11 protein-coding genes are annotated in these 14,073 nt (G+C 66.5%); 3 read left to right on the top strand and 8 right to left on the bottom strand.

Annotated elements, in window-relative coordinates; all coding sequences use genetic code 11:
* Positions 1–67 precede the first annotated feature (67 nt).
* The 6 genes from SMA01S_RS13740 to SMA01S_RS13765 form a co-directional block, all read right to left on the bottom strand.
* The gene (locus tag SMA01S_RS13740; protein ID WP_066823232.1) at positions 68–1,300 is read right to left on the bottom strand and encodes an adenosylmethionine--8-amino-7-oxononanoate transaminase; all 1,233 of its coding nucleotides are present in this window, start codon (positions 1,298–1,300) and stop codon (positions 68–70) included.
* On the bottom strand, positions 1,297–1,923 hold the full coding sequence (gene bioD / locus SMA01S_RS25165) for a dethiobiotin synthase (RefSeq protein ID WP_245649278.1): 627 nt from the start codon (positions 1,921–1,923) through the stop codon (positions 1,297–1,299). Before bioD ends, SMA01S_RS13740 begins: the two co-directional genes overlap by 4 nt.
* On the bottom strand, positions 1,917–3,068 hold the full coding sequence (locus tag SMA01S_RS25170; protein ID WP_066823345.1) for an 8-amino-7-oxononanoate synthase: 1,152 nt from the start codon (positions 3,066–3,068) through the stop codon (positions 1,917–1,919). The genes bioD and SMA01S_RS25170 overlap by 7 nt, the downstream gene beginning before the upstream one ends.
* Positions 3,065–3,445 carry a VOC family protein gene (locus SMA01S_RS13755; protein ID WP_066823236.1) on the bottom strand — a complete coding sequence of 127 codons (381 nt, stop codon included), beginning with the start codon at positions 3,443–3,445 and terminating at the stop codon, positions 3,065–3,067. Before SMA01S_RS13755 ends, SMA01S_RS25170 begins: the two co-directional genes overlap by 4 nt.
* Positions 3,446–3,459: 14 nt before the next feature.
* Positions 3,460–6,207 (bottom strand): [protein-PII] uridylyltransferase, encoded by a 2,748-nt coding sequence (locus SMA01S_RS13760; RefSeq protein WP_066823239.1) that lies wholly within the window; start codon positions 6,205–6,207, stop codon positions 3,460–3,462.
* 82 nt (positions 6,208–6,289) lie between these two features.
* On the bottom strand, positions 6,290–6,637 hold the full coding sequence (locus SMA01S_RS13765) for a helix-turn-helix domain-containing protein (RefSeq protein WP_066823242.1): 348 nt from the start codon (positions 6,635–6,637) through the stop codon (positions 6,290–6,292).
* Positions 6,638–6,820: 183 nt separating this feature from the next.
* Between SMA01S_RS13765 and SMA01S_RS13770 the strand changes: the two genes are divergently transcribed.
* Positions 6,821–7,789, top strand: coding sequence for a hypothetical protein (locus tag SMA01S_RS13770; protein WP_066823245.1), 969 nt, complete (start codon positions 6,821–6,823; stop codon positions 7,787–7,789).
* Here SMA01S_RS13770 and SMA01S_RS13775 read toward each other — a convergent pair.
* Together SMA01S_RS13775 and mutS are read right to left on the bottom strand one after the other, a co-directional pair.
* Positions 7,750–8,127 (bottom strand): helix-turn-helix domain-containing protein, encoded by a 378-nt coding sequence (locus tag SMA01S_RS13775; protein WP_084250300.1) that lies wholly within the window; start codon positions 8,125–8,127, stop codon positions 7,750–7,752. The genes SMA01S_RS13770 and SMA01S_RS13775 overlap by 40 nt on opposite strands.
* A gap of 99 nt (positions 8,128–8,226) precedes the next feature.
* Complete coding sequence (gene mutS / locus SMA01S_RS13780) at positions 8,227–10,806, bottom strand: DNA mismatch repair protein MutS (protein ID WP_066823348.1); 2,580 nt, start codon at positions 10,804–10,806, stop codon at positions 8,227–8,229.
* A gap of 209 nt (positions 10,807–11,015) precedes the next feature.
* Between mutS and SMA01S_RS13785 the strand changes: the two genes are divergently transcribed.
* On the top strand, positions 11,016–13,274 hold the full coding sequence (locus tag SMA01S_RS13785) for an NADP-dependent malic enzyme (protein WP_066823251.1): 2,259 nt from the start codon (positions 11,016–11,018) through the stop codon (positions 13,272–13,274).
* A 57-nt stretch (positions 13,275–13,331) separates the two neighbouring features.
* On the top strand, positions 13,332–13,970 hold the full coding sequence (locus SMA01S_RS13790) for a retropepsin-like aspartic protease family protein (RefSeq protein ID WP_066823254.1): 639 nt from the start codon (positions 13,332–13,334) through the stop codon (positions 13,968–13,970).
* Positions 13,971–14,073 lie beyond the last annotated feature (103 nt).

Consider the following 14,073-nt stretch of genomic DNA (forward strand, 5'->3'; position numbering starts at 1 on the left):
TACTGCCAACCTGCACGTTGGATGCCGGGACGAGCCCGGCATGACGGGTGCGAGGGCGGAGCATCGCTCAGAGCGCCGTCGCAATAGCCTTGTAAACCGCATCCAATTCCGCGTCGGAAATGCAGTAAGGCGGCATCACGTACACCGTATTGCCAAGCGGCCGCAGCAGCACGTCGCGCTCGCGGAAATGCTTCAGCAAGCGCGGCCCGATCGCGGCGAGATACCCGCCGTCGCCAACCGGCACGTCCATCGCCGCGATCGTCCCGATCCGCCGCTTCCCCGTCACGCCCGACAGAGCATCGAGTCGCGTCTGTTGCCGCGCGCCCAGATCGGCGATTCGCTCGAGCACCGGTTCGTCGCGCCAGATCTCCAGATTGGCGACCGCCGCGGCGCAGGCGATCGGGTTGGCGGTGTAGCTCGACGAGTGGAAGAACATCTTGGCGCGATCGTCGGACAGATGCGCATCGAAGATCGATTGCGTCGCCATCGTCACCGCGAGCGGGACCGCGCCGCCGGTCAGCCCCTTCGACAGGCACAATATGTCAGGCACGACATCGGCCTGTTCGCAGGCCAGCAATGTCCCAGTGCGGCCCCAGGCGGTCATCACTTCGTCGGCGATGAACAGCACGTCGTGCCGCGCGCAGATCGCGCGCATTTCGGCCAGTATGTGCGCGGGATAGACCAGCATCCCGCCGGCGCCCAAGATCAGCGGCTCGACGATGAACGCGGCGGGCTGCTCGCGGCACGCCGCCTCCAGCGCGTCGAGCGTCGCCTGTTCGTGACCTTCCGCGGGAAAAGGAATGGTGCCGACATCGAACAGCAATGGCGAATAGGCCTGGTTGAATACCCCGCGCGCCCCGACCGACATCGCGCCGATCGTGTCGCCGTGATAGCTATGCTCCATCACCAGGATGCGGTGCCGAGCCTCGCCGCGATTGGTCCAGAAGCCGAGCGCCATCTTGAGCGCGACCTCGACGCTGGTCGACCCGCTGTCCGAATAGAAGACGTGGGTGAGGGCAGGGGGCATGATCGCGGTCAGCCCGCGCGCCAGCGTCTCGGCGGGCTCGTGCGTCCAGCCGGCGTAGATGATTTGATCGAGTTTTTGCGCCTGGGCGGCGATCGCCGCCATGATGCGTGGATGGCAATGGCCGTGCGTGGTCACCCACCAGGACGAGATGGCATCGATCACCCGCCGGCCATCGGCGGTATGGAGCACCGCACCCTCGGCATGCGTCACCAACGGGATCGGCTCGCCGAGCCCGTGCTGGGTGAAGGGGTGCCAGACCGGCGAATCGCTCATCGGAAATCGGCCAGATCGAAATGGGCGGCGAAGGCAGCGGCGAGCGGGGCAGGTTCGAGCCGGTCGAGCATTGGCAGCCGGCCGAGCCGTTTGACCCCTCCCATCTCCGCGATGGTCATCTCGCTGTCCTCCACCGCATCGCCGACAAAGGCGATTCCGCGGATGTCGACATCGCGCGTGCGCAGCGCCTCGATCGCGGCAAGGCTGTGGCTGATCGTCCCGAGCGATGTCGCAGCCACGAGCACCACGGACAGCTGCCAGCGCGCCATCACGTCCGCGAAGGTGACCTGTCGCGTGAGCGGCACCAGCACGCCGCCGGCGCCTTCGATCACCAATGGCCTGTCGCACTGCGGCGGGACGAGCGTGTCGATGTCGATCGTCACGCCGTCGATCTCCGCCGCGCGATGCGGCGAGCAAGGCGTGGTCAGGCGATAGGCTTCGGGCAGCAGGCGGTCGGCGGCCAGCCCTGACAATCGTCCGACGCGCTCCAGGTCGCTGCCGTCGTCGAGCCCGGCCTGGACCGGCTTCCAATAGCAGCCGTCGAGCGCAGCGGTCAGCGCGGCGGCGAACACCGTCTTGCCGATATCGGTACCGGTGGCGGTGACGACGATCGCGGTCACAATGCCTCTTTCAGCGCCTCGGCAAGCGCATCGATCGTCGCGGCGTCGACGTTGAGCGTGATCGACAGCCGTAGCCGCGCGGTGCCGACGGGGACGGTCGGCGGGCGGATGCCGCGTACGTCGAAACCCTGAGCCTGGAGTCGTGCGGCAATCTCCATCGTCCGCGCATCGTCGCCGACAATCACGGGCATGATCGGCGACCCGCTGGCAAGTGCGCCAAGCGGGACGAGGCGATCGTGCGCGTGACGCACCAAGCCGTCCAGGCGGGCGATCCGTTCCGCCTCCCTCTCGAGCAAAGCGAGGCTGCCGCGCACCGCCGCCGCCATCAATGGGGACGGCGCGGTCGAAAAAATGAAGCCGCGCGCGCGGTTGATCAGGATGTCGCACACCGCGCGCGAAGCGCAGACCAAGGCGCCTTCCGCTCCCAGCGCCTTGCCGCAGGTGCGCAAGGTAATGAGGTTGTCGCGACCTTCCCATTTGGCAGCGAGCCCGCGCCCGCCCGGCCCGAACACACCGGTCGCATGCGCCTCGTCAACGATCAGCACGGCATCCTCGCGGTCGGCGATCGCGACCAGATCGGCGAGCGGGGCGCGGTCGCCGTCCATCGAATAAAGGCTCTCGACGGCGATCCACGGACGGCCGGTGCCGCCTTCGCGCCGCCACTGCGCGATAGCGTCGGCGACGGCATCGGCGTCGTTATGCCTGGCTGATACGCGCGCGGCGCGGCCAAGCCGCATGCCGTCATGCACGCTGGCATGGATCAGCTCGTCATGGACGACGAGGTCGTCGGTGCCGGGCAGCGCGGCGAACAATCCGCCATTGGCGGCGAAGCCGGTGCTGAAATAAAGCGCCGCCTCGCTGCCGAACCAGCGCGCCGCCTCCGCCTCCAGCGCTTCATGCTCCTCATGATTGCCGCGCAACAGGCGCGATCCGCCTGCCCCGATCGGCACGCCACGCGTCAGTGCGTCGGCAACGATCGCCCGCATGTCGGGCGACCCGGCGAGGCCGAGATAGTCGTTGGAGGCGAAATCATGCCCCGCGCGCGCGGCAAGCGCGCGTCGGCGATGGCGGCTTGTCAGCGCATCGAGATCGTCGTGGAGTTTCGCCTGGAAGGTCGCGCCGGGAGGGGCGGGGTCGGATCGGCTCAAGCCGGCGGCTCCCACAATTCTAGCGCGTTGCCTTCCGGATCGTGGATGCGCGCGAAACGGCCTGTTTCGGGCGAATCCCATTCGGGTTTCACGATGACGTCGATCCCGCTGGCGTTCAATTGCTCGAGCAGCCCATCGAGATCGTTGACGCGGAAGTTGAGCATGAACTGATGGTCGGCCGCCCAATAATCGGTATCCGCCTTGAACGGCGCGAACACCATCGGACCGCCCTGTACTTTCCAGGTCCATTCTTCCGGCGGGCCGGTGTCCTCGGCCGCGCAGCCCGCGCCGACGCCGAGATACTCGCGATACCAGGCGTTGAGCGCATCGGGGTCCTTCGCGCGGAAGAATATCCCACCAATTCCGAGTACCGGCATTGCGTCCTCCTCTGTCAGGCCGCCTGCGCGGCCATCTCTCCGATCGCGGCATCGACCAGCCGGCGTTCGAGTGCCTTGACCCGCGCCGGCGCCTCGATCTTGTCGCCGGTCAGGTCGGTCACATAGAACGTGTCGACCGCGCGCTCGCCATAAGTCGCGACATGCGCCGAATGGATCGTCACTTTCGACTGGAACAGCGCCTGGGCGAGTTGGTGAAGCAACGCCGGGCGGTCGCGCGCATTGACTTCGATTACGGTGAATCGGTTCGACGCGTGATTGTCGACGAATGCCGCGGGATTGATGTCGAACGCTTCGGCGCGCGGACGCGGCGGCGGCTTCGCCTTCAGCCGGTCGCTAAGCTTGTTGCGATTGGCCAGCGCGTCCTCGATCGCGCGCCGCAACCGGGTCAGCTGCGCGGAATCGTCGAACGGGCGGCCGAGCGGATCCTGGACCAGGAAATTGTCGATCGCCATGCCGTCGCGCGTCGTGTGGATCCGCGCGTCGATGATATTGCCGCCCGCCACGCTGATCGCGCCGGCGATGCGGTAGAACAGCCCCGGATGGTCGGCAGCGTAGATGGTAACCAATGTCGCGCCGCGATCGCAATCGACCTGGCTGGCGATCGACAGCGGCTGGTCGCCGGCCTCCGCCATCAGCTTCAAATTGGCGATCAGCGCATGATCGGGCTCCGCCACCCAATAGGATTCGGGCAGGCGCTTGACGATCGACGCGAAGGCTTGGTCATCCCAGCCGAGTGCTGCGGCGACCGCTTCCTGCTTGGCGGCGACGCGTTCGCTGCGCCCCTTCTGCTTGTGGCCGAGGCGCAGCACTTCCTCCGCCGCTTCGTAGAGATCGGTGAGAAGCTGGCGTTTCCAGCCGTTCCACACGCCAGGCCCGACCGCGCGGATATCGACCACGGTTAAGGTCAGCAGCAAGCGCAGCCGCTCCGGACTTTGCACCGCCTCGCAGAAATCGAGGATGGTCTTGAAGTCGGACAGGTCCCGCTTGAACGCGGTCGCCGACATCAGCAGATGGTAGCGGACCAGCCAGGCGACCGTCTCGGTCTCGGCCGCGGTCATCCCGAAGCGGGGGCATAGCCGCTGCGCGACCTCGGCGCCCAGCACCGAATGGTCGCCGCCGCGCCCCTTGGCGATATCGTGCAGCAGCACCGCGACATAGAGCACGCGGCGCGACGCGATCTGCTTCATGATCGCATAGCTGAGCGGGTGGTCCTCGGTTAGGTCGCCGCGTTCGATCCGGCTCAACAGTCCGATCGCGTGGATGGTGTGCTCGTCGACTGTATAATGATGGTACATGTCGAACTGCATTTGGGCGACGACGCGGCCGAAATCGGGAACGAACCGGCCGAACACCCCGGCCTCGTTCATCCAACGCAACGTGGTCTCGGGATTGTTCCGGCTGGTCAGCACTTCGAGGAACAACGCGTTGGCTTCGGGGTCGCGGCGGATGTCGTCGACCAGCTTCGCGTCGCGCGCGGCGGCCCGCATCGCCAGTGGATGGATTTCGAGCCCGTGGCGGTCGGCCAGCACGAACATCTCGATCAACCGGCTGGGTTTCTGGGCGAGGAAATCCTCGTTAGGCAAAGCCAGCCGGCCACGGTCGAGCACGAAGCCGTTGAGCTTGCTCGGGCGGCGGCGCAGCACCGGCAGGCCGAAGCGCCGTCCGCGCGCCGCGAATTTGTCGTCGAGATGCGCCAGGAAGACACCCGTCAGGTCGCCGACCGCTTTCGCCTGGAGGAAATAGTAATGCATGAAGCGCTCGACCTTGGACTTGCCCGGCCGGTCGGCGAAGCGCATCCGCTCGGCGATCTCGCGCTGCATGTCGAAGGTCAGGCGGTCTTCAGCGCGCCGCGACAGCGAATGGAGGTGGCAGCGCACTGCCCATAGGAAATTGTCGGCGCGGTGGAACTGGGCATATTCGGCGCGGGTGAACAGCCCGACATCGACCAATTGCGCGGCGTTCTGGACGTTATAGGCATATTTGCCGATCCAGAAGAGCGCGTGGAGGTCGCGCAGCCCGCCTTTGCCTTCCTTGACATTGGGTTCGACCACGTAGCGCGTGTCGCCCATCCGCTTGTGGCGCAGGTCGCGCTCGGCGAGCTTCTCCGTGATGAAGACGCGGGCGGTATCCGACTGGACCTCCGCCTTGAAGCGCCGCGCGGCCTCGTCATACAGGTCCTGGTCGCCCCAGACGTAGCGCGCTTCGAGCAAGGCGGTGCGGATCGTCACGTCGCCCTTCGCCTGGCGCACCATGTCGTCGAGGCTGCGGGTCGATTGGCCGACCTTGAGCCCCAGGTCCCACAAGGCATAAAGCATCGATTCGACGACCTGCTCGTGCCAGGGCGTCTCCTTCCACGGCGTCAGGAAGCCGATATCGACGTCCGAATGCGGAGCCATTTCGCCGCGGCCATAACCGCCGACCGCGATCAGCGTCAGGCGTTCGGCGGCGGTCGGGTTGCTCAGCCGATAAAGCCGCTCGACGGTGAAATCGTAGAGCAGGCGCAGAATCTGGTCGATCAGGAACGCCTGGCTGGCTGCGATCTCCAGCCCGCGCGACGGATGCTCCAACAGCCGGCGCTCGATCTCGGCGCGGCCCGATTGCAGCGCCTGCTTGAGCAAAGCGGTCGCCGCCTGGCGGAGCTTGGTACGGTCGTCGCCCTCCAACGCCTTGAGCGCATCGGCCAATATGCGGCGGTCGATGATCGCGCGGCGGTGGGGCAGGCTGTCGAAGCGTGCGGGCATGACCCGGCGATAGTCGCGAACGCGCGCGGCGTCACGCGTGGTTTAGTGGGCCGGCGCCGATTCAGCGAAACCGCAAACGACCCTAGCGGCCATGCTGCAGTCCCTCGGCGGTCCAGCCGAGATCGAAGCGCTCGCGATTGGCGAAGAACGCGACGATCTCACCGCGCAGGCAATCGGTGACCCATGGCAGCGGCAGGCCGACGGCACGGGCATAATTGCGGGCGAATCCGAGCGCATAGACGGGGGCGGAGAAACCGCCGAAACGCGCCTGCTCGATCGCTTCGAGATGACGCACCGCCATCCGCGTCTCGTGGGCCACTTCGGCCAGCGACAACCCCAATTGCTCACGCGCCGACCGCAATGCCCGTCCTACCGCATCCGCGGATAAGACCGGCATGTTGCGGTCGAGTTCCTCTCCGAACAAATCCATTTGAAGTCCCCCGACTAGATCCGACAATCGCATCATTGTGCCGCCACCGCAACGACGCCCACTGGCCGGTGCCGCTTCGACGCTGACAAAGCGTCCGAATTTGGGGCGCTTAGATGGTTTGCGGCGCGGTAATCTTACTGTAATGGCTTGGCGGGGCGTCTATTTTGGCGCGGGGTGGGAATTATGAACCTTGAGCCGCCGGTAACGCCGGAACGGACGCAGTCGCGGCTGGCGTCGCGCCTGCTGGTGGAAACGCAACTGACCAGCCTGGTCCGGGCGATCGCGATTGTGCGCAAGCTTGCTGGCGGGTCGTTCGTGTTCGATCGCGGCATCTTCTTCCTGGCGATATTGCGCGCGAGCGGCGACGTGCTGGCCGATTGGCCCAACGCGCCGCGCAGCCAGGTCGATAATGGCGGCATCAGCATCAACGCGCTGTCGCAGTCGATGCATCGCCCCTTCGAAACCGTTCGTCGCCACGTCAATGCGCTGATCGATGCCGGATTGTGTGCGCGCACGACGAGCGGCGTAGTAGTCCCGACCTCGTTGCGCGACGATCCGGATGTCGCGGCATTGCTGGTTCACCTGCACGATTCGCTAGTCTGGCTGGCCGACGAATTCCATGCCTTCGACATGCCGCTCCCGCGAGCCGCGGCGGTCGGTCATCCTTATCGCGCCGACATCACGCTGGCGGCGTCGATCGACCTGGCGCTGGGCGCGTTCGACAATGTCGGATTGTTCGTGTCGGACTGGTTGGAACTCGCCATCGTCGGGGCGGTGCTGGTCGCGAGCGTGCGGCGGATCACGCTCGATAGCGAATTGGCGCGTCGCTATTCGGAAACCGCGACCTTCGTGCCGATCGAGCTACGTGATCCGGTGTCGGCGGCGGCGATCGCGCGCGCGCTGACGATCCCCTATTCGACGGTACGGCGCCAGATCCTGGCGACGACCGCGGCCGGCAAGCTGGTCGAGCGCGGACGCGGCGTGCTGCTGTCCGACGATTTGCTGGCCGGACCTGGCGCCGCGATCATGGGGGCGACGGCGACGATGCGGACCGCGGCGCTGTTCGGGCGATTGGTGCCGGGTGGCTTCCCGTTCAACGACCCCAAAAGCGCCTATGTCGCGGGACGGCCGGCGCTGGTCGACTTCAGCTGAGGCAAGTCGCGGATAAGCCGATCCGTAGCAATCCGTGCCAGCTCGGCGGCAAGTGTCAACGCTACCCATTTTTCGGGCAGGTTCACGACGCGCGCATAGGCTCGCGCCGCTGCAATCGTCGCGCTGGGTCCCGGCATGCCAGCGAAATCAGAATCCTCGATCGCATTGACCGTCTGCAGGTCGGTGCCGGCCCGGCGCGCCACCTCATCTAGCGACAACCCCATCCTCAACCGGCCGCGCCATAAGGCTTCGCCGATCTGGCTGGGTGCGAGGATGGCCCTTCCTTCCATCCCAACAGCTTGATGATCTGGTGCCGGACCGCGGTCGTCGCGGTCCATCGAATCCCCTCCTGTCCCCAGGACGATTTCTGCCACAGGTACAGAATGGCCGCAACGGGCCTAATGCCCAAGCGGAAGATTTATTTCGACAATCTGGCGCTAACCGTCGTGCGCGAGCCGCTTCAGGCGATACAGCACGTCCAGCGCCTCGCGCGGGCTGAGCGCGTCGACGTCGAGGCTGTCGAGTTCGGCGCGGACCGCATCGCATTCCTCTTCCTCCGCCTCGATCGCGGCGGCGAACAGCGGCAAGTCGTCGAGTCCGGCGGCCAACCCCCCGGTCTTGGCCCGGCCCGCCTCGAGCTTGGACAGCACTGCCTTGGCGCGCGCGATCGTCGCCGGCGGCAGCCCGGCAAGGCGCGCGACCGCGAGACCGTAGGAACGGTCGGCGGGTCCGTCGGAGACTTCGTGGAGCAGGACCAGGTCGCCTTTCCACTCGCGCGCGCGGACATGGTGGAGGCTCAGCGCATCACAGCGTTCAGCGAGCCGCGTCAGTTCGTGATAATGCGTCGCGAAGAGGCAACGGCAGCGATTGTCCTCATGGATCGCTTCGACCACCGCCCAGGCGATGGCGAGACCGTCATAAGTCGACGTACCGCGCCCGACCTCGTCGAGGATGACGAAGCTGCGCGGCGTGGCCTGGGCCAGGATCGCAGCGGTCTCGACCATCTCGACCATGAAGGTCGATCGACCGCGCGCGAGATTGTCCGACGCGCCGACGCGGCTGAACAATTTGTCGACCAGGCCGAGTTCGGCGCGCGCCGCGGGGACATAGCTGCCCGCTTGGGCGAGGACGGCGATCAGCGCGTTCTGGCGCAGGAAGGTCGATTTGCCGCCCATGTTCGGGCCAGTGACGAGCCACAGGCGCGAGGTCTCGGAAAGCACGCAGTCATTGGCGACGAAACGCTCGCCGCTGCGCTGGACGGCGGCCTCGACCACCGGATGACGGCCGCCCTCGACTTCGAAACAGGCGTGATCGACCAGGGTCGGCCGGGCCCAGCCATCCTCGGCGGCGCGCTCGGCCAGGCCGGCCGCAACGTCGAGCCGCGCAAGCGCGTCGGCTGTCGCGGCGATTGCTTCCCGGCCCCTAAGCGCGGTCTGGGTCAGCTCCTCGAGATGTGCGGCCTCGGCGGCAAGTGCGTGGCTGCCGGCCTGGGTGACTTTCATCGCCAGTTCGTGGAGTTCGGGCGCGTTGAAGCGGACGACGCCGGCCAGGGTCTGGCGATGCGTGAACCCGCTGTCGGGCGCCATTAGCGGGTCGGCGGCCTTGGCCGGCACCTCGACATGATAGCCGAGCACGCCGTTATGACGGATCTTGAGCGCGCTGGTGCCGGTGCGATTGCGATATTCCGCCTCGAGCGCCGCGATCGCGCGACGGCCGCCCGCGCCGATATCGCGCAGATCGTCGAGTGCGGTATCATAGCCCTCGGCGATATAGCCGCCGTCGGATGCGTCGATCGGCGGGGAGGGGACGAGCGAGCGCTTGAGCAGGTCGATCAGCGACCCGTGGCCGCGCAGCCGAGGCACGATGTCCTGGAGCAATGGCGGCGGCGCATCGAGCGTGTCGATCCGCTCACCGAGCAACCAGGCGCCATCGAGGCCGTCGCGCAATTGACCCAAATCGCGTGGGCCGCCGCGGCCGGCGACCAGGCGTCCGAGCGCGCGACCGATATCGGGCAGGCTTCGCAAGGTCGCGCGCAGGTTCTCGCGCAAGGCGCCGTCGTCATGCAGCCGCTGGACGAGGTCGAGCCGCGCCTCGATCGCCGCACGGTCCATCAGCGGCGCGCCGATATCGCCGGCGAGTAGCCGCGCACCGGCGCCGGTCACCGTCCGGTCGACCGCGTCGAGCAGGCTGCCCTTGCGCTGGCCGGTCTGGGTCTGGGTGAGTTCCAGGCTGTCGCGCGTCGCGGCGTCGATCGCCATCGCTTCGCCGGCATTGCCGATCCGGGGCGGACGCAGGAACGGCAGCGAGCCTTTCGCGGTGTGGTCGAGATAGGCGACCAGACCGCCGGCCGCGGCCATGCCGGCGCGGCTCAGCTGCCCGAAGCCGTCGAGCGTGGCGACACCGTAAACGCGCTTCAACCGCGTTTCGGCGGCGGTCGAATCGAACTCGCCGCGCGGACGCAGCACGGTGGCATAGTGTTCGAACGCGCTTCCCTCGCTGGCCAATATTTCGGCCGCATTCAGCCGCGCGAGTTCGGCGGACAGTCCACCGGCATCGGTCTCGACCAATTCGAACCGGCCGGTCGAGACGTCCGCGGCAGCGACCGCGATGCCGCCCGCGGCTTCGCCGATCGCGACGCACCAATTGGCGGTGCGGGAATCGAGCAGGGCTTCCTCGGTCAAGGTGCCGGCGGTCACCACGCGGATGATCGCCCGCGCGACCAACGCCTTGGAGCCGCCGCGCTTCTTGGCCTCGGCCGGCGTCTCGGTCTGGTCGGCGATGGCGACGCGGTGACCGGCCTTGATCAGCCGTTGCAGATAGCCGACCGCGGCATGCGCCGGCACGCCGCACATCGGGATCTTCTCACCGTCATGCTCGCCGCGCGCGGTCAGCGCGATGTCGAGCACGGCGCTGGCGATCTTCGCGTCCTCGAAGAACAATTCGAAGAAATCGCCCATCCGGTAGAACAGCAGGCAATCTCCAGCCTCCGCCTTAAGGGCGAGATACTGGGCCATCATCGGGGTCGGTGCGGCGTCAGCCATTGGCGTCGGTTAGCCCAGCCGATCTGCGGCGCAAATCCCGCTTTTGCCCTTTGCTGTGGGTAAAGTGTGCGGATTTCCGCCCGGCGGGCGGCGCATCCGTGTCGGCAAAAGTGCATCAAGGAGCGGCAAGCCGGTTTCCTTCTCCCCAACGCGCACCTAAAGACGGCGCAACAGAGAGGACCAGGATGGCCGACGAAACTTCCGTGCAGTTTTCCGACCGAGAAGCGCTGCTCTTCCATTCGGAAGGGCGGCCCGGCAAGATCGAGATCATCGCGTCGAAACCGCTGACGACGCAGCGCGACCTGGCGCTGGCTTATTCGCCTGGCGTCGCCATCCCGGTTCAGGCGATCGCCGACGATCCGGCGATGGCCTATGACTATACCGTCAAGGGCAATCTGGTCGCGGTCATCTCGAACGGCACCGCGATCCTGGGCATGGGCAATCTCGGCGCATTGGCGTCCAAGCCGGTGATGGAAGGCAAGGCGGTCCTCTTCAAGCGGTTCGCCGATGTCGACGCGATCGATATCGAGCTCAACACCGAGGACGTGAACCGCATCATCGACGCGGTCGAGCTGATGGAGCCGAGCTTCGGCGGCATCAACCTTGAGGACATCAAGGCGCCCGAATGCTTCATCATCGAGCAGACCCTGCGCGAGCGGATGAACATCCCGGTCTTCCATGACGACCAGCATGGCACCGCGATCATCACCGCGGCCGGACTGATCAACGCCTGCCTGCTGACCGGCCGCCACCTTTCGGACATCAAGGTCGCGGTCAACGGCGCGGGCGCGGCGGCGATCGCGTGCACCGAGCTGATCAAGGCGATGGGCGTGCGGTCCGACAACGTCATCATGTGCGACCGATCGGGCGTGATCTACAAGGGCCGCGAGAAGGTCAATCAGTGGCAGTCGGCGCATGCCGTCGACACCGAGAAGCGGACCTTGCAGGAAGCGATGCACGGCGCTGACGTTTTCCTCGGCCTGTCGGCGGCGGGCGCGGTCACGCCCGACATGGTGCGCGATATGGCCAAGGCGCCGATCATCTTCGCGATGGCCAATCCCGAGCCCGAAATCCGACCCGAGCTGGCCAAGGAAGCGCGTCCCGACGCGATCATCGCCACTGGCCGCTCGGATTATCCCAACCAGGTCAACAACGTGATCGGTTTTCCGTTCATCTTCCGCGGCGCGCTCGACGTGCGCGCGACCGGGATCAACGAGGAAATGAAGATCGCCGCCGCGCATGCGATCGCCGAACTGGCGCGCGAAGCGGTGCCCGAGGAAGTGGCCGTCGCCTATGGCGTGCGTCATACGTTCGGTCCCGAATATATCATTCCCGCACCGTTCGATCCGCGGCTGATGGAGCTGGTGCCCGCCGCGGTCGCCAAGGCGGCGATGGATTCGGGCGTCGCCACCAAGCCGATCCTCGACATGGCGGCGTACCGCCAGCAGTTGCGCGGCCGGCTCAACCCGACCACCGGCGTGCTCGCCCAGGCCTATGAAGGCGCGCGCGCGCAACCCAAGCGCGTGCTGTTCGCGGAAGGCGAGGAGGAAGTCGTGCTGCGCGCCGCGGTGGCGTTCCGCGAGGGCGGTTACGGTACGCCGGTGCTGGTCGGACGCGACGACGTCCACGACCGGCTGCGTGCGCTCGGCGTCAAGGACGTCGAAAGCTACGAGGTCCATAACAGCCGCACCTCGGCCCTGGTGCCGCGGATGGTCGATTTCCTCTATCAGCGGCTCCAGCGCCGCGGCTATCTGCGCCGCGATTGCGAGCGGATGATCAACCAGGACCGCAACATTTTCGGCGCGGTGCTGCTCCAGCTCGGCGAAGCCGATGCGATGATCACCGGCGTCACCCGGACCTATGCCCAGACGATGCGCGAAGTGCGCAAGGTGATCGACATCGAGGCGGGCCGGACCGCGTTCGGCATCCATGTCATGGTCGGCCAGACGCACACCGTGTTCATGGCCGACACGACGATCAACGAGCGCCCGACCGCCGAGGAATTGGCCGACATCGCCGAGCAGACCGCCGCGGTCGCACGCCGCATGGGTCACGAACCGCGCGTCGCGTTCCTGAGCTATTCGACTTTCGGCAACCCCGAGGGGCGCTGGCTCGAGAATCTGCGCGCAGCGGTGGGCGTGCTCGACCGGCGCCAGGTGAGCTTCGAATATGAAGGCGAGATGGCGCCCGACGTCGCGCTCAACCCGCGCCAGCTGGCGAATTATCCGTTCGCCCGACTGTCGGGGCCGGCCAATGTGCTGATCATGCCTGGACTGCAATCGGCCAACATCTCGGCCAAATTGCTCCGCGAACTCGGCGGCGATGCAGTGATCGGACCGATGCTGGTCGGGCTGGAAAAGCCGGTCCAGATCGCGCCGATGACCTCGACCGCGAGCGAGTTGGTCACGCTGGCGGTGCTCGCCGCAGGCGGGGTCGCGCGCTGATGATGGATTGACCCACGGCTCAGCCGCCATACATCTAGTCTATGGCAGGTGGCATGCATGGCTGACGCTCTGGGTGGCTCGTTGCCGCTATATCTCCTGATCGGCATCGTCGTCGTGTTGATGCTGCTCGCCCGGCGGTTTCGGGTGGTCGGGCGATTGTTGTCGATGACGGCGCTGGTCGTCTCGCTCGGGCTGATCGTGATGCTGGTCGGTGAGCGCGGGCGGTTCGATCCGATGTTCGCGCGGGTCGCCAAGATCCTGCACCTGGAGGACGGGCAACAGGTCGTCGGTAAGGAGATGCGCGTGCCGATGGCCGATGATGGCCATTTCTGGGTGACCGTTCGCTTCGGCCATGTCGAACGCAAGATGCTGGTCGACAGCGGCGCGACGGTAACCGCTCTGTCGACCGATACCGTCGAAGCGGCGGGGCTGCGGCTGAGCCCGAGCCCGTTCCCGATGATCATCCAGACTGCCAACGGATCGGTTCGCGCCGATACCGCGACCGTGCCCGAATTGCGCATTGGCAATATCGTCGCGCGCGATCTGCCCGTCGTCAGTTCGCCGGCATTCGGCGACATGGACGTGATCGGGATGAACTTCCTGTCGCGGCTCAAGAGCTGGCGCGTAGAGGGGCGGACGCTGATTTTGACGCCGAACCATCCGCAGAATGCGAATGGTGCCGCTATGACCTCCTAACCCTCTCCCTGTGGGCGCGCCGGGTCGGTCATGCCCCCGGCATGACCTGAATGGCGCGGGGCGCCATTCACCCGGCACGGGTCGAGCCGCGTAGCGGCGAGGG

Origin of the sequence: Sphingomonas mali NBRC 15500, assembly GCF_001598415.1 — a bacterium.
Taxonomy (GTDB): Bacteria; Pseudomonadota; Alphaproteobacteria; order Sphingomonadales; family Sphingomonadaceae; genus Sphingomonas; species Sphingomonas mali.